Source organism: Labrys sp. F242 (assembly GCF_057813875.1).
Map to the genome: position 1 here is coordinate 456,552 of NZ_JBVASG010000003.1, position 18,360 is coordinate 474,911.

Annotated in this window: 17 protein-coding genes; 6 read left to right on the plus strand and 11 right to left on the minus strand. The window is 63.8% G+C overall.

Features of this window, described 5'->3' with window-relative positions:
* Positions 1-10: 10 nt before the first annotated feature.
* Complete coding sequence (locus tag ACZYTC_RS21775) at positions 11-985, plus strand: ABC transporter permease (RefSeq protein ID WP_488990509.1); 975 nt, start codon at positions 11-13, stop codon at positions 983-985.
* A gap of 91 nt (positions 986-1,076) precedes the next feature.
* Here ACZYTC_RS21775 and htpG read toward each other — a convergent pair whose 3' ends face one another.
* The 6 genes from htpG to ACZYTC_RS21805 all read right to left on the minus strand — a co-directional run bounded on the left by htpG (position 1,077) and on the right by ACZYTC_RS21805 (position 7,993).
* Entirely contained in the window at positions 1,077-2,993 is a 1,917-nt protein-coding gene (gene htpG, locus ACZYTC_RS21780; protein ID WP_488990510.1) for a molecular chaperone HtpG, read from the minus strand.
* Positions 2,994-3,716: 723 nt separating this feature from the next.
* Complete coding sequence (locus tag ACZYTC_RS21785; RefSeq protein WP_488990652.1) at positions 3,717-4,058, minus strand: HPr family phosphocarrier protein; 342 nt, start codon at positions 4,056-4,058, stop codon at positions 3,717-3,719.
* A 188-nt stretch (positions 4,059-4,246) separates the two neighbouring features.
* A complete protein-coding gene (locus tag ACZYTC_RS21790) occupies positions 4,247-4,648 on the minus strand; it encodes a PTS sugar transporter subunit IIA (protein ID WP_068296680.1) in 402 nt (133 codons plus the stop codon).
* 295 nt (positions 4,649-4,943) lie between these two features.
* Positions 4,944-5,411, minus strand: coding sequence for an HPr kinase/phosphorylase (locus ACZYTC_RS21795; protein WP_441771083.1), 468 nt, complete (start codon positions 5,409-5,411; stop codon positions 4,944-4,946).
* Positions 5,412-5,421: 10 nt separating this feature from the next.
* On the minus strand, positions 5,422-7,164 hold the full coding sequence (locus ACZYTC_RS21800) for a stimulus-sensing domain-containing protein (protein WP_434958429.1): 1,743 nt from the start codon (positions 7,162-7,164) through the stop codon (positions 5,422-5,424).
* A 130-nt stretch (positions 7,165-7,294) separates the two neighbouring features.
* Complete coding sequence (locus ACZYTC_RS21805) at positions 7,295-7,993, minus strand: response regulator transcription factor (RefSeq protein WP_149253366.1); 699 nt, start codon at positions 7,991-7,993, stop codon at positions 7,295-7,297.
* A gap of 201 nt (positions 7,994-8,194) precedes the next feature.
* Here ACZYTC_RS21805 and ACZYTC_RS21810 point away from each other — a divergent pair, with 201 nt between their 5' ends.
* Positions 8,195-8,971 (plus strand): HugZ family pyridoxamine 5'-phosphate oxidase, encoded by a 777-nt coding sequence (locus tag ACZYTC_RS21810; RefSeq protein WP_488990511.1) that lies wholly within the window; start codon positions 8,195-8,197, stop codon positions 8,969-8,971.
* Positions 8,972-9,046: 75 nt separating this feature from the next.
* On the opposite strand, the gene ACZYTC_RS21815 is transcribed toward ACZYTC_RS21810, so the two are convergent.
* Entirely contained in the window at positions 9,047-9,868 is an 822-nt protein-coding gene (locus ACZYTC_RS21815; protein ID WP_441771085.1) for an alpha/beta fold hydrolase, read from the minus strand.
* Positions 9,869-9,996: 128 nt separating this feature from the next.
* Here ACZYTC_RS21815 and ACZYTC_RS21820 point away from each other — a divergent pair, with 128 nt between their 5' ends.
* A complete protein-coding gene (locus tag ACZYTC_RS21820; RefSeq protein ID WP_481273116.1) occupies positions 9,997-11,007 on the plus strand; it encodes a GlxA family transcriptional regulator in 1,011 nt (336 codons plus the stop codon).
* A 119-nt stretch (positions 11,008-11,126) separates the two neighbouring features.
* On the opposite strand, the gene ACZYTC_RS21825 is transcribed toward ACZYTC_RS21820, so the two are convergent.
* The 4 genes from ACZYTC_RS21825 to ACZYTC_RS21840 all read right to left on the minus strand — a co-directional run bounded on the left by ACZYTC_RS21825 (position 11,127) and on the right by ACZYTC_RS21840 (position 15,547).
* Positions 11,127-12,368, minus strand: coding sequence for an MFS transporter (locus ACZYTC_RS21825; RefSeq protein WP_441771087.1), 1,242 nt, complete (start codon positions 12,366-12,368; stop codon positions 11,127-11,129).
* 324 nt (positions 12,369-12,692) lie between these two features.
* Complete coding sequence (locus tag ACZYTC_RS21830; protein ID WP_441771088.1) at positions 12,693-14,051, minus strand: hypothetical protein; 1,359 nt, start codon at positions 14,049-14,051, stop codon at positions 12,693-12,695.
* Positions 14,052-14,327: 276 nt separating this feature from the next.
* Positions 14,328-14,729, minus strand: a complete 402-nt coding sequence (locus tag ACZYTC_RS21835; protein ID WP_434958423.1) for a RidA family protein — start codon at positions 14,727-14,729, stop codon at positions 14,328-14,330.
* 122 nt (positions 14,730-14,851) lie between these two features.
* Complete coding sequence (locus ACZYTC_RS21840; RefSeq protein WP_488990512.1) at positions 14,852-15,547, minus strand: NUDIX hydrolase; 696 nt, start codon at positions 15,545-15,547, stop codon at positions 14,852-14,854.
* Between the two features lie 242 nt (positions 15,548-15,789).
* On the opposite strand from ACZYTC_RS21840, the gene ACZYTC_RS21845 reads away from it, so the two are divergent.
* The 3 genes from ACZYTC_RS21845 to ACZYTC_RS21855 all read left to right on the plus strand — a co-directional run bounded on the left by ACZYTC_RS21845 (position 15,790) and on the right by ACZYTC_RS21855 (position 18,290).
* Positions 15,790-16,095: a hypothetical protein gene (locus ACZYTC_RS21845; protein ID WP_488990513.1), complete on the plus strand. Its 306-nt coding sequence runs from the start codon at positions 15,790-15,792 to the stop codon at positions 16,093-16,095.
* A 176-nt stretch (positions 16,096-16,271) separates the two neighbouring features.
* Positions 16,272-17,327 carry an SPFH domain-containing protein gene (locus ACZYTC_RS21850; protein ID WP_488990514.1) on the plus strand — a complete coding sequence of 352 codons (1,056 nt, stop codon included), beginning with the start codon at positions 16,272-16,274 and terminating at the stop codon, positions 17,325-17,327.
* Between the two features lie 72 nt (positions 17,328-17,399).
* Positions 17,400-18,290, plus strand: coding sequence for an NAD(+)/NADH kinase (locus ACZYTC_RS21855; protein WP_488990515.1), 891 nt, complete (start codon positions 17,400-17,402; stop codon positions 18,288-18,290).
* Positions 18,291-18,360 lie beyond the last annotated feature (70 nt).

Below are 18,360 nucleotides of genomic sequence, written 5' to 3' on the forward strand. Positions count from 1 at the left end.
GGACCGCCGCATGTCGACCACCACCTCCCCCGATCCCACGCGACGGCGCCTCGGCTGGCTGACGGGGCGGCTCGAAGTGCGCATGCTCGGCCTCGCCATCGTGCTGGCGATCTGCCTGTCGCTGCTCTCGCCCTATTTCCTGACGCGATCGAACATCTTCAACATTCTCGATCAGTCGGTGGTGATCGGCATCGTCGCCGTCGGCATGACCTTCGTCATCCTCACCGGCGGCATCGACCTTTCGGTGGGATCGGTCGCCGGGTTGACCGGCATCATCCTGGGCCTTGCCGTGCAGCAATATCCGCCGGCTCTGGCCGTGGCGCTCGCCATTCTCAGCGGAGCCGGCATCGGCCTCATCTCGGGCGTTCTGATCGCCTATTTCGGGCTCGCCGCCTTCGTGGTGACCCTGGGCATGATGGCGATCGGCCGCAGCCTCGCCTATATCCTCTCCGGCCAGACGGCAATCGCCTCGATCCCCGATTCTATGCAGGCGATCGTCTATACCGACTTTTTCGGCCTTCCGGCCAATGTGCTATTCCTGGCGCTGCTCTATCTCCTCGCCTGGGCTTATCTGACCTGCACCAAGGGCGGGCGCACCATCTATGCCGTCGGCTCCAACAAGGAGGCGGCGCGGGCGGCGGGCCTCAGCGTGATGTTCTACTCCATCCTGCCCTATGTGATTTCGGGCGCGCTCTCGGCGGTGGCGATCACCTTCTCGATCGGCCAGATCCTCTCGGCCGATCCGCTGATGGGCAACGCCTGGGAACTCGACGCCATCGCTGCCGTGGTGATCGGCGGCGCTAGCCTGTTCGGTGGGCGTGGCTCGATCATCGGCACGCTGATCGGCGTCCTGATCATGGTGATGATTCGCAACGGCCTCAATCTGATGGGTGTCTCGCCCTTCTGGCAGGGCTCGGCCATCGGCACCATCATCATCGTGGCGCTGCTGTTCGAGCGCCTGATCGGGCAGCGGGTTGGACGGTGAGGCGGGCGGGTCGTCAGACCAGCCGGAATGCTGTTCGTTTGAAAGAGAGAGGCGGGTCCGAAGACCCGCTCCCCAAATCACCCCAAACTCTTTACCCCAGGCTTTTCGCCAGCACCTGCGACAGACGCTCGGCAAAGCCGGCCGGATCGGTAGGCACCGTACCGTCGAGAATGCGGGCCTCGTCGAGGAGAAGCCGCGTGGCGCTCTCGATGAGGGCGGCGTCGCCGCCGGCCTCACGGGCGGTGGCGAGGCGCGTCACCAGCGCATGGCGCGGATTGATCTCAAGGATCGGTTTCTGCAGGGCACCGTCGAGCTTGCCGGCGCTGGCGAGGATCTGCTCCATGCGCTTGTCCATGCCGCTATCAGGCGCCACCAGGCAGACCGCGCTGGAAGTCAGCCGCTCGGAAGCGCGCACGTCAGAAACATCCTCGCCCAGCGTGGTCTTGAGATAGGCGATGTAGGAGGCAATAGCCGCGCTCACTTCCGGCGTCTGCTCCTCCGGCTTTTCGGCGAGCGGGATCAGGTCGAGATCGGCGGTGCCCTGCGTCACCGACTTGAAGGGCTTGCCTTCGAAGCCGAGTGCCGAGGTCACCCAGAAGCTGTCGACCGGATCGGAGAGCAGCAGTACCTCGATGCCACGTGCCCGGAAACCTTCGATATGAGGCGAGTTCTCCAGGCGTTTGGCGTCGTCGCCGGCGAGATAATAGATCGCCGTCTGGTTGTCCTTGAGGCTGGCGATATAATCCTTGAGCGAGCGCCATTCGCCGCCGGAGGTCGTGCTCTTGAAGCGGGCGAGGCCGAGCAGGGCGTCCCGGCGCTCGAAGTCCTCGTAGAGGCCCTCCTTCAGGACAGAGCCGAAATTCTCCCAGACCTTCGCATAGGCTGCCGCGTCCGAGGTGGCGAGCTTCTCGAGGTCGGAGAGCACGCGGCCGGTCGCCGCCTTGCGGATCGCCGTGAGCAGCGGGCTTTCCTGGATCATTTCGCGGGAGACGTTGAGCGGCAGGTCGGCGGAATCGATCAGGCCGCGTACGAAGCGCAGATAGCCGGGAAGCAGGTCGGCTTCGTCGGTGATCAGCACACGCCGCACATAGAGCTTCATGCGCCCTTTGCGCTGCGGGTCGAACAGGTCGAACGGGCGCGAGCCGGGCACGAAGGCCAGCATCGTGTATTCCTGCCGGCCCTCGGCGCGGAAATGGATGGTGAGCGCGGGATCGTCGAACTGGCCGGCGACGCTGCGGTAGAAATCGGTGTAGTCCGCTTCGGAAATATCGGACTTTGGACGGGTCCACAGGGCCGCGCCGTCCCCGATCTGCTGTGGCTCGGCGTCCGGCTTGTCGGCGAGCAGGATCGGCACCGGGACATGGCCGGAATGGGTCTTGATCAGCCGCTCGATGGTGTAGCTCTCGGCATAGGATTTGGCGTCCTCCATCAGGTGGAGCACCACCCTGGTGCCGCGGGCGGGGGCCTCGTCGAGGCTGGCCGCTGCCACAGAATAGGAGCCCTTGCCATCCGAGCTCCAGACATTGGCGACATCGCTGCCGGCGCGGCGGGAGAACACCTCCACCTTGTCTGCCACCATGAAGGTCGAATAGAAGCCGACGCCGAACTGGCCGATCAGCTGGGTTCCCTCGGCCTGTTGCGCCGTTTCCAGGCGCTCGACGAAGGCCTTGGTGCCGGAGCGCGCGATGGTGCCGAGAGCCTCGATCATCTCCTCCGCGCTCATGCCGATGCCGTTGTCTTCAACCGTGATGCGCCGTGAATCCGCATCGAGGATGATGCGGATCGTGCCCTTCTGGTCTTCCCCGAGCAAAGCGGGGTCGGACAGGCCTTCGTAGCGCAGCTTCTCGCAGGCATCGGCCGCATTGGAGATCAATTCGCGCAGGAAGACATCCTTGTCGGAATAGACCGAGTGCACCATCAGATGCAGCAGCTTGGCGACGTCGGCCTCGAAGGTATGGCTCTGCGGCGCGGCAATGTCCGGGCCGGCGCTTTCGGCTTCAGCGCTCATGAAAACTCACTCTTGTTTGATGATCGTCTTGGCTAAAGCGTTTTGCGATTTGGTGGAATCACCAAGAATCGCAAAGACGCGTCGGAACGAGAAGTTAGAGCAAATAAGCGTTCACGCTTGAACGCGCTTTGCTCTTGGCGTGTCCGGCAACGGAAACGCCGCTGCACAGATGGACAATCTGGCCGGGGGATTCAAGAGCGGGTTTGAATCTTCGGGTGCACGGACGTCTCGTCCGTTCTTCCTCTCCTGCAAATGCAGCGTTTCCAAGAACGGACGCGCCACATGCGGGCATGTGGCTGTGACGTCCGTGCACCCGGAAGATTGGCGCACAAAAAGAAAGGCCGGCTCCAGAGGAGCCGGCCTTTAATCTCAAGACATGTCGTCAAACGCCACCTCGGCGGACCCGGTCCGACAAAGTCGGGGGGCTGGGGGGCTGAGGTTTCCGGCTTACGCCGGACCGGGTGCCGAGGTAACGAGGAGGAAGGTCGCGCCGGGCTGGGGCGGCCCCTTGGCTGGATTGCGGCAAAGTTGTGACTTTTGGTGAAGTTATATTGCCGGTGTGCGCTGCAGCAAAATTGGCCGCTGCGAAGGGTGCAACCCACGCATGAAAATCCCGCCACGGCAATGCTGGCGGGTATGATGAGGAGAATTGGAGAAATGGGCGGCTACCGCCCTTGTGTCGCCGCTGATACCTTGACGCTGCCAGAGGGGCGCCTTCTACCGTCAGGCTTCCTCGCCGAACTTGTCAGCCAACAGAGTTTCCAGGGCGTCCATGCAAGCCTGGGCATCATTGCCCGATGTCTCGACCACGATGCTGGTGCCGCGCGCCGCAGCCAGCATCATCAGGCCCATGATCGACTGGCCGCCGACCGTTTCGCCGCAGCGCGTTACCTTGACGGTGGCATCGAAGGCTTCGGCTGTCTGCACGAATTTCGCCGAAGCGCGGGCATGCAGGCCCTTGAGGTTGATGATCGGGAGGATGCGGACGATACCGCCTTCCATCGAGGGAGCGGGAACTGCCTCCGGTTCCGCGCAGGCTTGGCCGTCGGTGCTGTCGGCCTGCATCTGCTGGCCGCCTTGCATCTGCTGCTTGTGCATCGAGGGGGTCTCCGCCTGCATCTGCACCGGGGTGCACCCGCTTGGGGCACTGCTGCCCCAACATTTTGCCCAAGGATTGCTGAATGCGAGCGGTACCGCAAGAGCCGCCTCGGCAAGTTTCTGGCCGCGGCCAGCATAGTTAAGCGAACGTCGAATCATTGGCCTGACAACACACGACTGGCAATATTGATATATTTCCTGCCTGCCTCTTGGGCGCGCGTGACTGCCTCGGCGAGGGGAACCTCGCTGCGGAGCCGCGCCAGTTTGACGAGCATGGGAAGGTTGATGCCGGCCACGACCTCGATGGAGGGGCCGCTCATCACGGAAATCGCCAGATTTGAAGGTGTTCCTCCGAACATATCCGTGAGAACCGCCACGCCGGAGCCGTCTTCGACCCGGCCGATGGCATCGATGATGTCGCGGCGTCGTTGCTCGACATCGTCTTCGGGGCCGATATCGATGGCCTCGACATTTCGCTGCGGCCCCACGACGTGCTCGAGGGCCGACAGGAACTCGGTTGCGAGATGACCATGCGTGACAAGCACCATGCCGATCATAGGATGATCCGCATTGAATCTTTCCGGTCGCCGTCGCTATCGCGACAACTATCCAGGTCCGTTTCGCTTTCGCGCCACCCGGTGTTGAGCAAAATGAGACGACGCCTCCGCAACGCACGGCCAGGATGCCCTTCGGACACCCTGCAACCCGTAGCTCCGAGCGCTGATATTATTCCCGCGCTGCACAAAAACAAGCCTCTGTCCGGCTCACATTGTCGCAGTCTCGTCACATCACGGCCATAGGCGTCAATGTTTCGTTAACGGAGCCAGGGGCGGTTCGTGCCCAAAAATCAGGTCAAACCGGCGGCAATTGCGGCAGGATTGCCTCGATCAGGGCGACAGCCCCGTGAAAATCGCGCGGAACCGGCAAATAGGGCAAGTTCACGCCCTTCAGGCGGATGTGCCGAATTTTTTTGCTGGGGATGACGATCTCTGCGTCATCGTCGAGAATATCCACAATCAGGCTGACCGGCGCCGAGGGTTGCCAGTCGATCCTCTCGATGCCCGAATCCCGCAGGCCGGTGGTGCGCCGTTCGATCAGGCCGGCGATGGTTGATGGCACGGAGGCGATCAGCTTGCCGTCGACGGGTTCGAGATAGACGCGGTCGTCACCCACCAGGCGGGCCTGGCGGCCGCGAGCCGGCGCCGTCTCGATGAAATGCAGCGCCAGCCGGCTCTTGCCGGCGCCGGAGGCCCCGCGCAGCAAGATACCCTGCCCGTCGATGACGAAGCAGGTGGCATGCACGGTCGGCGAGGTTGGCATGGCTAAGGGCCTAAGCCTGCGCGGCCGGCAGGCGCGCCACGAAACGGGCGCCGAGCACCTTGTCGCCATCCTTGCGGTTCTCGACCCAGAGCTTGCCGCCGTGGGCCTCGATGATCTGCTTGGAGATGGACAGGCCGAGGCCCGAATTCTGGCCGAAGCCCTGCTCCTCGGGGCGGTCGGTGTAGAAGCGCTCGAAGATCCGCTCGATGGCGTGGTCCGGCACGCCCGGTCCGTCATCCTCCACCGTGATTTCGACGTCGTTCTTGTTTCGCCGCAATTCGACCCGTACTTCGCCGTTCTCAGGCGAGAAGGAGCGGGCATTGTCGACGAGATTGTTGATGACCTGGCCGAGCCTGGAATCGTGGCCGCTGATGAAGAGGGCCGTCGGCGGCAGGCCTGTCGGCATCGACAGGCGCACCGTGACCCCGTCCTCGCGCTCGACGCTGTTGAACACGCCGGTAAGGGCGGTGAGCAACCTGACGAGGTCGACGGGTTCGGCGCCGGAACGCAGCAGCTCGGCATCGAGGCGAGAGGCGTCGGAGATGTCCGAGATCAGGCGGTCGAGCCGGCGGACGTCGTGCTGGATCACCTCGAGCAGCCGGGTGCGCGAGGTGTCGTTGCGGGCGAGCGGCAGGGTTTCGACGGCCGAACGCAGCGAGGTCAGCGGGTTCTTGAGTTCGTGGGCGACATCGGCGGCGAAGCTCTCGATCGCCTCGATGCGCTTGAACAGCGCGTTGGTCATGTCGCGCAGGGCGCCGGAGAGGTGGCCGATTTCGTCGGAGCGCTCGGTGAAATCGGGGATTTCCTGGCGCGATTTCACGCCGTAGCGCACGCGCTCGGCCGCCCGCGCCAATTGGCGGATCGGGCCGGCGATGGTACTCGCCAGCAGGATCGACAGGATCACCATCACCACGGCAGCGACGGCGAAGACACGCAGGATGGCGAGGCGCTCGGCCGTGACGATCTCGTCGATCTCGCCGGGACGCGTGGAGAGCAGCAGCACGCCCAGCACCGATTTGAAGCGCTGGATCGGCACCGCCACCGACACGATGGATTCATTCTGCTCGTTGATGCTCACCTGGGTGGAGGGAGCGCCGTCGAGCGCCGTTATCACCTCCGGATAGCCCTTGCCGTTCTGGTTGCCCAGTTCCTTGTAGAGCGGTGCATCGGAACGGAAGAGATAGCGCTTGACCGTGTTCCAGACGCGCTCCGCCAGGTTCGGTTCCTGCTTGGGCTGCGGCAGGTCGGTGCGGACGATGTCGGAATAGATGAACAGGGCCCGGGAATCGATGACCAGATTGCCGTCGCGATCATAGACCCGGGCGCGCAATTTCGTCGGCGAGATCAGGCGCCGCATCAAGGGCGCGACCTTCTCGGGATTGATCGGAAAATCGAGCGAGCTTGCGTCGTCGCTGTCGTCCTCGCCCGCCGCCTGCTGTTCCAGCAGCTTTTCCGGATCGATGCGGATCGAGCCGGTCTCGACGGAGGCCGATGCGGCCACGGCGCTCGCCATGATCTCACCCTGGGTGAGCAGGGCCTGCACACGCGCGTCGATCAGGCCTTCGCGGAACTGGTTGAGATAGAAGATGCCGACGACCAGGGCGACCAGGCCGGCCAGGTTCAGCACAACGATGCGCCGCGTCAGGCTCGAGAAGGTCTGCACGGTGATGGCGCGCAGGGCCAGCCGCAAACGCCGCCGGATGATTGATCTCGATTTCAGGTGCTCGGATTGGTGCGCGCGCTCGGGGCTCATCGGATCTGGTACGAAATTCTATCGAGAGGAGCGCGAAAGCCTGTTTCACGGCATGAAGAAGGCATCGTTTGACAGAGTGGCCTTCTCCGTTGCGCGGAGAAGGCCCTCGGAACTGGCCGGGAGGAAAGCCTCACGCTTCCTTGAAACGATAGCCGACGCCATAGAGCGTTTCGATCATCTCGAAATCGTCGTCGGCCTGCTTGAACTTCTTGCGCAGGCGCTTGATGTGGCTGTCGATGGTGCGATCGTCGACATAGACCTGATCGTCATAGGCCGCATCCATCAGGGCGTTGCGGCTCTTGACCACGCCCGGGCGCTGGGCCAGGGCGTGCAGGATGAGGAACTCGGTGACGGTGAGCACCACGGCCTCGCCCTTCCAGGTGCAGGTATGGCGCTCGGGATCCATGCGCAGCAGGCCGCGTTCCAGGATCTTGGCGTCCGAGGCCTTGGCGGCGGCGGCATCCTTGGGCTGGAAACGGCGCAGGACCGCCTTCACGCGCTCCACCAGCAGGCGCTGCGAGAAGGGTTTGCGGATGAAATCGTCGGCGCCCATCTTCAGGCCGAACAATTCGTCGATCTCCTCGTCCTTGGAAGTGAGGAAGATCACCGGCAGCTCGGACTTCTGGCGCAGGCGACGCAGCAGCTCCATGCCGTCCATGCGGGGCATCTTGATGTCGAAGATGGCGAGGTCCGGCGGATTGGCCTTCAAGCCGTCCAGGGCCGACATGCCGTCATTGTAGGTCTGGATGCGATAGCCTTCCGCCTCCAGCGCGATGGAAACTGAGGTCAGAATGTTGCGGTCGTCATCGACCAGCGCAATCGTCGGCATTGCAATCCTTTCATGACGCGGTGTAACCGCCAAAGGCTATTATGATGCTTTGCGCGGCAAATCACCATACTTGCCTTGCCATTCTACGCCTAAACCGGCGGAAGTGTGACAATTATCGGTTCAAAACGGTACTTCTTGTTGCCAGTCGGCAGCAAAACGGCATTTTCGTATCTTCTCAATCCAACCGAGTCTTCTAGAGCGATGTCTTCGAGCGATACCACGCGTCTGCCCGGCCAGCCGGTCCCGGCGAACCAGCCTGCCGATTTCGAGCCCGTCACGGAGGCCAAGACTCTGTTGCGGCGTGTCCGCGCCGGCGCGCTGGCGACGCTCGATTCGGCCGACGGCTCCCCCTTCGCCAGCCTCGTCAACGTCGCCACCGACTTCGACGGCGCGCCGCTGCTGCTCCTGTCGAAACTGGCGGCTCACCGCACAAATATCGAGAAGGATGCACGTATTTCCCTGTTGCTGAGCGAAGGCGGCAAGGGCGATCCGCTCGCCCATGCCCGCTTGACCGTGAAAGGACTGGCCGAGATCGTCGAGGAGGAGGGCGCCAAGGCTCGCTGCAAGGCCCGCTTCCTCGCCCGGCACCCCAAATCAGCGCTCTATGCCGATTTTCCCGATTTCAGCTTCTTTCGCGTGACGGTAGGCGGTGGCCATCTCAATGGCGGTTTTGCGCGTGCTGCGCTGTTGTCGGCCGAGGAACTCCTCAGCGATGTCGCCGGCGCCGAGGCCCTGCGCACGGCGGAGGCAGGGGCGATCGAGCATATGAACGCGGACCATGCCGACGCGGTCAGGCTGTACGCCACCAAGCTGCTCGGTGGCCGCGAGGGGCCGTGGCGCATCACCGGCATCGATCCCGAAGGCCTGGATCTCGCCTTTGCCGACGACACGCTGCGCCTTGTCTTCGACAAGCCCGTCCTGGACGCCACGGCCCTGCGGTTGACCCTGGTGCACCTGGCCGAGAAGGCGCGAGGCTGAAGGCAGGCAGAAAGAACCGCAACAAAACCTTCTCCCGCGGGGGGAGAAGGTTGTCTGCGTCTTTTCCGGCTTGCATCACCCCTTGATGAAGGCGAGCAGGTCGGCGTTGAACTGGTCCTGCTGCGTCAGGGTCAGGCCGTGCGAGCCGCCCGGATAGACCTTGAGGGTGGCGTTGGGGATGAGCTTGACCGATAGATGTGCGGCAGCGCCGATCGGCACGATCTGGTCGTCGTCGCCATGAATGATCAGGGTCGGCACGTCGATCTTCTTCAGATCCTCGGTGAAATCGGTCTCCGAGAACTGCTTGATGCAGTCGAGCTGGCCCTTGAGGCCGCCCAGCATGCCCTGCAGCCAGAAGGATTCGCGCGCACCCTCGGAAACCTGCGCACCCGGACGGTTGTAGCCGTAGAAGGGCAGGGTCAGGTCCTTGTAGAACTGCGAGCGGTTGTCGAAGGTGCCCTTGCGGATGCCGTCGAAGACTTCGATCGGCAGGCCGCCGGGATTGGCGTCGGTCTTCAGCATCAGGGGCGGCACGGCGCCGACCAGCACGGCCTTGGCGACGCGCTTGGTGCCGTGGCGGCCGAGATAGCGGGTAACTTCGCCGCCGCCGGTGGAGTGGCCGACGAGAACGGCATCCTTGAGGTTCAGTTCCTCTATAAGTTCGGCGAGATCGTCGGCATATTGGTCCATGTGGTTGCCGTCCCAGGTCTGGGTCGAGCGGCCATGGCTGCGGCGATCATGCGCGATCACCCGGTAGCCGTGCTGTCCGAGGAACACCATCTGGGCGTCCCAGGCATCGGCGCTCAGAGGCCAGCCATGCGAAAACACCACGGGCTGCCCGCTGCCGAAATCTCGATAGTAGATCTGGGTCCCGTCTTCGGTGGTGATCGTGCTCATCGTCCGTCTCCTGCTGGGTTGAAATGCGGGGCGCCTCGGTACGTGCCGGCCTTGTGAAACATTGAATAACGCGCCATGGGCGTGATACGGATTGGCGAAACTGACATTGTTCGGGGCAAAACTGACAAATGGCGATGGGTAGCACTCTACCTGAGATTGGCCTGCTGCTGTATCCTGGTGTGCGCACGGCCGCTGTCTACGGCATGGTCGATCTTTTCGACGCCGCCAACGACATCGCACGCCGCAGGGCTGGCGATGCGAGTATCGGCATTCGTGTCTCCCAATGGAAGATCGCCGAGGGGGGCGGCATCGAATGCGTGGCGGACAGCCATGGTCAGGCGCCCCACAAGCCGGTGGCGATCGTTGCCCTGCCGGGGCTCGGCGATTTGCCGTCCCATGCCGTCTCCGCTCCCTTCGCCGCCTGGCTGCGCCAGCGCCATGACGAGGGCGCCATGCTGTGCTCGGTCTGCGCCGGCGCCTTCCTGCTCGCAGAGACCGGTCTGTTGGCCGGGCGGCTGGTCACCACGCATTGGAGCTTTGCCCAGGCCCTGTCCCAGCGCTTTCCCGATATCCTGATCGATACGGACAAGATGATCGTCGACGATGGCGATATCATTACAGCCGGTGGCATCATGGCCTGGACGGATCTCGGGCTGACGCTGGTGGATCGGGTGCTGGGGCCGGAGGTGATGCTGGAAACCGCACGCTTTCTGTTGGTCGATCCGCCCGGACGAGAACAGCGCTATTACTCGAGCTTCGTGCCCAATCTGCGCCATGGCGATGAAGCCGTGCTCAAGGTACAGCGCTGGCTGCAGGACCAGGAGGGAGCCGAGGAAGACATGCGGCCGGTTTCCCTGTCCGCGATGGCTGAAAGGGCTGGCCTGGAGGAGCGCACGTTCCTGCGTCGCTTCCACAAGGCGACGGGCCTGAAGCCGACCGAATATTTCCAGCATATCCGCGTCAGCAGGGCCCGCTCGCTGCTCGAAACCACCAATCGCAATGTCGATCAGATCGCCTGGTCGGTCGGCTATGAGGATCCGGCTGCCTTCCGCAAGGTGTTCGCCAAGCTGATGGGTCTGTCGCCGCGCGACTATAGGCGCCGCTTCGCCGCAGGGCCGGCGATCGGGGTGGCCGCCTAGAGCAAAATGACTTTTCTCTGAATCGTCATTGTCTCTAACCCTTTGTTTAGACGCGTTTTCCTAATCGAAAAGTCTGTCGACTTTTCTGGAAAACGCTCTAAGCGGGTTCCCCTTGGCTCTTAGCCCGCGACGGCGGCGGCTTCGGGCTCGCGCCTGTCGGCTCGTTCCAGGATCCAGGACACCAGGAAGACCATGAGGCCGGCTACGGCCAGGAGGGCTCCCACCCAGCCGGTCGACGCCCAGCCGAAGCCGGCCGCGACGGCGACGCCGCCGAGCCAGGCACCGAGGGCATTGGCGATGTTGAAGGCCGAATGGTTGAGCGCGGCCGCGAGCGTCTGGGCATCGCCCGCCACGTCCATCAGGCGGGTCTGGATCGCCGGGCAGATGGCGAAGTTGCAGCCGATCAGGAAGATGCAGAGCGAGATCATCCACGGGTTGGTCGCGGTGAGACTGTAGAGCGCCATCACCACGGTGACCCAGACCAGCATGCCGCCGATAGTGGGCATCAGGGCGCGATCGGCCAGCCAGGAGCCGGCGATGTTGCCGACATTCATGCCGATGCCGAACAGCACCAGCGCCACCGGCACGAAAGCAGGCGAGAAACCGCTGAGCTGGGTGAGGGTGGAGGCGACATAGGTGTAGACGGCGAACATGCCACCGAGGCCGATAGCCGGGATCGCCAGGGTCAGCCAGACCTGCTTGCGCTTGAGGGCGCCGAGTTCGCGCAGCGGGCTGGCGCCCGGCTGGACCTTGTCGAGCGGCATGAAGGCCAGGATCAGCACGGCGGTAAGAGCGCCGATGGCACCGACGGTTGCAAAAGCGAGGCGCCAGCCCAGGGCCTGGCCGAGCCAGGTGGCGAGGGGGGAGCCCACCAGCGTCGCGAGCGTGATTCCCATCATCACCCGCCCGACCGCTTGGGCGCGGCGATTGGGTTCGGCCATGCCGGCGGCGACCAGGAAGGAGACGCCGAAATAGGCGCCGTGCGGCAGGCCCGCCAGGAAGCGGAAACCGATCAACTGGTAATAGCCGTTCGCCAGGGCGCTGGCGGCATTGGCGGCGGTGAATACCACCATCAGCCACAGCAGCAGGGTGCGTCGTGCCATCCGGGCCGAAAGCACGGCGATCACCGGCGCGCCGACGACCACACCGAGCGCATAGGCGCTGATCATGTGGCCGGCCTGCGGCTCGGTGACCAGGAGACCGTTGGCGACGTTGGGCAGGATGCCCATCGAGGCGAATTCCCCGGCGCCGACGCCGAAAGCGCCGACGGCAAGGGCGAATTCGATCCAGGCGGCGCGATGGCGATGGGAAGAGCTGTCTGCGGGCAGATCGGCGAGGGAGGCGGTGGCCGGATGGGTCACGGGAAGTCTTTCAGGGCGAACGGCGCGAAACAAACGAAGTGAGAAAGCCGGCAGCGCGGAGCCGCAGGCTGGCAATGGCTTGAATCAGCGATTTGGGAACTATCTATTGCGTCGCAATATCGCTGGCGGCAGGCAAAAAGTAAATCGGTTTACGTCTGCATTTCGGCATGGCTCGGGGCCGAGCTATGCCCGGGGGAAATGCGGCGGCCCGGGGAAGCGGAGTTTCGGCCGGAAGCGCCAATATCCGGATTTTCTCACGGGATTAGCCAACTGTCATTTCCAAGGGCAGGCAAGGATGCCCGCGAGCCCAAGATGTCGCGTCGGCTAATACGGCTTCGCCGCCACATAGCCATAGTAGTTCATCAGGAAGTCATCCAGCTTGAGCGTTCCACCCAGGGGTACCTCGCGATAGCCGTCGCCCCAAGTGTAGATGTGGAACTTGACCTCGCCGTTCTCCAGCTTCATCTCGGATTGCAGCACGACCCAATGATCGTCGCGGATGTCCGAACTCTGGGTCTGATGGCCGTCGACCATGTTGGAGCCGATGAGCAGGACGACATGGTAGCCCGCCGCGAGCAGCCGGTTGGCTTCCTTCATGTTGTCCGTGTCGCGCTGGTGGCGGAAGAAGTTCGCATCCTCCCGCACGTCCGTGTAGCCGGCCTGGTCGAACCAATAGGCCAGTTCCATGGGTGTCGTCATGCCCGAGAACGCGCCAGCGGTCGAATCGTAATGAATGACCCAGTCGTTGGAGTTGCGGATGCTCGCCAGCGTCAGCCAGTCGACCGGAGCAATGTCGGAGGACGAGGGCGTGGCGTGGCGCAGATCGGATTTCGGCTTGATCGGCAGGTTGTAGAGCTTGCCCTCGCCCTTGTCGTACATGTCGCAGGCGTAGGCGGCATAGGTTCCCGGGCGGTCGCGCAGGACGTTAAAGACCAGCGCGGCCGGTCCGCACAAATTCGTCTGGTTCTGGTCGAGCGTGCCCGGATAGGCGACGCGGATGATGATGCCGATGCCGACTTCGTCCCGGTCGAGGTTGGGCCATTGGCCGCGACCGAGCTTGCGCATGAAGTCGCAGGCGCGGCCAACGGCATAGCTGCGCTGGACCGAGGAGACGTCGAAGGGCCATTTGGCGATCATCTTGCCGGCCTGGTCGACGAAGGTCTCCAGCATTGTCTTCGAACGCGGCATGATGGTGTTGGATTTCTCGCTGATCATCTTCAGGTCGGCGAGTTCATTCTGCGTCACGCGACCATCCTGCATGGTGGCGCGCAGGATCTCGACGATCTCGACATGATTGAGAAGGCGATCGTCCTGCAGGGCTGCGCGCAGCGCCTTCGGCACCGATCTGCTCTGGAACACGCCCCACGGCCCGGTGGGAGCGGCAGTCGGTGTCGGTGAGGGACGTGTCGCGAGCTCCTCCAATTTGGCGATCGCCGCGCCCACGGGTTCAATGAAGCCGGTTTGTTGCGCGGGAAAATATTTCTTCTGGAACGTCAGGATGGCGCTGCAGAGCGCATCGCTGGCAATGCCGCCGACGACACGGCCCGCAATGCCGGCCTCGGTTCCGCCGTCAATCCTGGGAATGAGGTTGAGGAGCGCGATGACGATCTGTTGGTCTTCGGCCCAGTTCTGACACTGGGCGCCGGTCGAGGCGTGGCGACCTACGCGCGCACGAAGGGGCATGGCGATCCTCCTTCTCGCGATTGGCACTGTTTTTCGCGATCGGTACTGTCTCGGATTGCCTGACCTTAGTGAAGCCCGGCGTTTTGAGTATCCACTTTATAGGGGAAGACGCGTGACCTGCCCGGTGTCGGCCCGTGTCCATTGCTTCGGGCGGTGGGTGAGATCAGGACGGGCGGGCGTACATTGGGGGCGCGTTGTGGTATCGCCTGCTCCGATGGAACCAAGATCCATTGAAAATGACGCACTTTCCGTCGCTGCCCGGCACCGCCGAGACGTTCATGGCTTCTCGTCCGGCAGCACGGCGATGGCGTCGATCTCCACCAGGACATCGGGCAGGAACAGCGAGGCGACGCCGACGAGGGAACTGGCCGGCGGTCGCTCCTTGCCGATCCAGCGATCGCGCACGGCCCGGATGGTCGGCAACTGGCTGGGATCGTAGTCCCGCACATAGATGGTCACCCGCGCCAGGGCGCTGAAATCGGCGCCGGCCGCCTGCAGCGTGGCGAGAAGATTGGCGAAGACCTTGTCGAGCTGGGAGGCGAGGTCGTCGCCCACGACCTTGCCCGCTTCGTCAAAGGGGACGTGGCCCGAGAGCAGCAACAGGCGGCCGCTTTCGACCAGCATGGCCTGCGAGATGCCAGGAATGGTGGAGCCGGGCGGATTGATCGGGCGCAGCATGAAGATCTCCTCAATCTGTCGGCCTATTTTCGCAGACGATGATGACGCTGCCTCGACTGGAACACTCTCCAGGAAGGCTGGCAGGGTTCTTGGTTAGGGATGCAGGACGGAGAAAGGCTGGATCACACCGTCCTGTCGAATTCCGTCAGTGCGCGTTTAGCCAGCCGGTAAAACTGTGCCGGGCGCTTGCGTTCGGCGGTGGCGCTCGCCTTGGCGTCGATCTCCTCGAGAATCTGCATTTCCATCAGCTTGCGGCGGAAGGCGCTGTCATTGAGCGGGGTGCCGATGGCCTTCTCATAGACGGCCTTGAGTTCGGGCAAAGTGAACCGCTCGCCGAGCAGGAAGGCCGGCAGGGTGGAATAGCTCGCCTTCGAGCGCAGCCGTGCCAGGGCGGCGGCGATCAGCCTGCCATGGTCGAAGGGCAAGGACGGGCAGTGGTCGGGATCGATGCGCTCGAAACGGGGCGCGCCGGCCGCCTCGGCGGCGGCCAGGCGCTCTTCCGGCACCAAAGCGAGATAGACGATGGCGATCGACCAACCGCGCGGGTCGCGGTGCGGACCGCCAAAGCTACGCACTTGTTCGAGATAGAGGCCGTCGAGCCTCGCCTTGTTGGCCAGGATGCGCCGCGCCGATGCCTCGATGTCGGCATCCTCCTCCGGCCTGACATAGCCGCCGATCAGGGCGAGTTCGCCGGCATGGGGATCGTATTCGCGCCGTTGCAGGCAGAGCCGCAGGCCATCCTCGTTCAAGGTGACGAGCACGATATCGACCGTAGCGATCGGGCGCTGTTCAGGCCCGGAAGGGGGAGCGGAGGGCATTTCGACATCCATTCGCTAGAGCATGGAGCAATGGCGGGGTCTGTGAACGCTCCTCGCCTGCGCTGCCAATTCCACCAAGTCGCCATAGCAAAGCCGGACGCGGAGGCAAGAGCAAGGCGCAAAATGCAATTTGTGATTTTTTGGCTGGCGGAGGTGCATTCCTGTCACCGCGTGTTCGCTCGGGAACTGACCGGCGGTGCGATCCGTGGTGAAACGACATCCGATCCGGAGCGGAGGAAGATATGCGCTCGTTTCTGTCGGCTGCCTTGTTTGCCGTCTTCGTCGCGGGCTGCACGGCGCCGCAATCTGAAGTCGTCATCAAGCCTTTTATCGGCCATGTGCCGAGGATACCCGGCAACTACGAAGCGGCGGCCCGATTGCCGGAGCCTCCGCGGCCGGAGCCGGCACCGCCTTCCTCTTCAAGCAGTTCGTTCGATCAGACAGGGAACTCTGTCGACGAGAATTATTGTGCCGGGGTCGTCACGCCCACGCACAGTTCCTATCGCTGGTGCAACAAGCACGGCTATCGGACCAAGGATAGGCGGTAGGAGAAGCCTGGCCTCCGTCTTTCCCGGGCGGAGTTTGCGCGCTCCACCCATCTGCATGTGTGGTCCGACACACATCCAATATCGGCGTGGAATAAATATACAAAATACAATTTGCACTTTGTAATTTAATGAATTACAACGAACCCAATCGATCTCGACCAGCCCAGGAGCCAGCCATGGCCACCATTCGCCGCTATCCATTCTTCAGCCACGCCCGCGTCGAGGCTTCGTCCTTCCTCGGCGTCTACCGGCAAGGCCGCCTCGCCCGGTCGGGCAGGGGGCAGGCCGTGTGGTTCTCGCCCCAGGGCAGCACTTCGCTGGTCGAGGTGCCGGCCGACGACCGCAATCATGTCGTTGCTGTCGCCGGGCGCACTGCTGATTTCCAGGCGGTGAGCGTGCAGGGGCTTGCGAGCTGGCGTGCTCAAGAGCCGGCACTACTGGCCGAGCGCATCGATTTTTCCATCGATCTGCGCACCGGCTCCTATCGCGCCGATCCTCTGACCCAGGTCGAGAATCTGATCGACGGTCTGGTAAAGACGACGGTCGAGCGTTTCCTCTCGGCCCGCAGCATCGGTGCCGTGCTGGCCGAAGGCGTCGGCGCTTTGCTGGCCGAGGTGGAGCGGGATCTTGCCGCAACCGTAGCGCTGTCGGTGATCGGCATTGCCCTCACCGGCATTCATTTGTCCGATCTCACTCCCGCACCGGAACTGGTGAGGGCCCTGCGCCAGCCGACGGCGGAGAAGCTGCAGCAGGCCGCCGACGAGGCGACCTTTGCCCGCCGCGCCGCTGCGGTCGAGAAGGAGGCTGCGATCGCCGAGAACGAGACCAAGGCGAAGATCCGGCTGGAGGAAGAGCGCGGCAGGCTGTTCGAGCGCGAGCGCGAAAACGAACTCGCGCAGGCACGCACGGCTGTCGACAAGAACATAGTGGCAGCCGAGGGCGAGGCGACGGCGCGTGAGCTGACGGCGCGCAGCCAGGCGGTGACACGCGGTGTCGCTTCCGCGGCCGAAGCCGAAGCGATCCGCCGGCTCGACGAGGCGAAGCTCGTCGGCGAACGCGTCCGAGCCGAGATCGCCAACACTCTGCCGGTGCTGATCCCGGTGGCGGAGGCCCTGAAGGAAGCCTTCGTCAATGCCAAGGTCGGCACGCTCAATCTCGGCCCCGACGTACTGGCCCAGCTCGGCACCGTGCTCGGCGCGGCCCTCGCCAAGGGCGAGAAGCAGGGTGGGTAGCCTCCACGTTTTCCTTCTCCCGCAAGGGGTGAAGGAGACATTCCTCCGATCCCTTCAACCTCGGAATCCGCCATGTCCCTTCTCGCCCCCCGCGTCATCCTTGTCAGGCGCGAGACCGATCTCGATCGCATCCGGGCAAGCTACACCAGCGCTGCCGCGGCGCGCTTCGTGCTGGAGCGCAAGGGCCTGAGCCTGGAAGCGGTGGAGGACATGCATCGGCGTTTCACCGAGGCGCTGCATCGCATCAGGGCCGCCATTCCGGCCGACTGGCGCCAGGCCACCATTCTGAGGGCCGATGTCGAGCGCTTCGTCTTCGGCCCCGAGGATGTCGTGCTGGCGGTCGGGCAGGACGGTCTTGTCGCCAATGTCGCCAAATATCTCGATGGGCAGGTCGTCATCGGCATCGACCCCTTCCCGGGCCTGAATGCCGGCGCCTTGGTCCGGTTCGGCGTCGGCGATATCGCGCAGGCCTTGCGGGAGGCGGTGAAGGGCAGCATCCGGGTGGAGGAGCGGGTGATGGCGGAGGCGCGCCTCGATCAGGGTGAACGCCTGCTGGCCCTCAACGAGATTTTCGTAGGCCATGCCAGCCATCAGTCGGCACGCTACACGCTGTCATCAGGCGGGCAAAGCGAGCGCCAATCCTCCTCCGGCCTCATCGTCGCCACGGGGACCGGAGCGACCGGCTGGGCAGCCTCGATCCTCAACGCCACCCATGCCAGCCTGGACCTCTCGCCGGTGCAGCCTCGTCTCGGCTTCCTGGTGCGCGAGGCCTGGCCCGGCCCGGCAACCGGCACCGAACTCGTCAGAGGCCTGGTCGAGGATGCACCTGTCGTCGTGACTTCCGAAATGGATGGCGGCACCATTTTTGCCGACGGCATCGAAAGCGATCATCTCGCCTTCGACTGGGGCCGCCGCGTCGAGATCGCGCCATCGGCAAGGCGGCTGAGGCTGGCCGTGCCGTGAGCGTTGGGGCCAGGCCTTGGTGTCAGGCCTTTGGTGTCAGGCCCTTGGGGCAAGACGTCGCGGGGGTTAC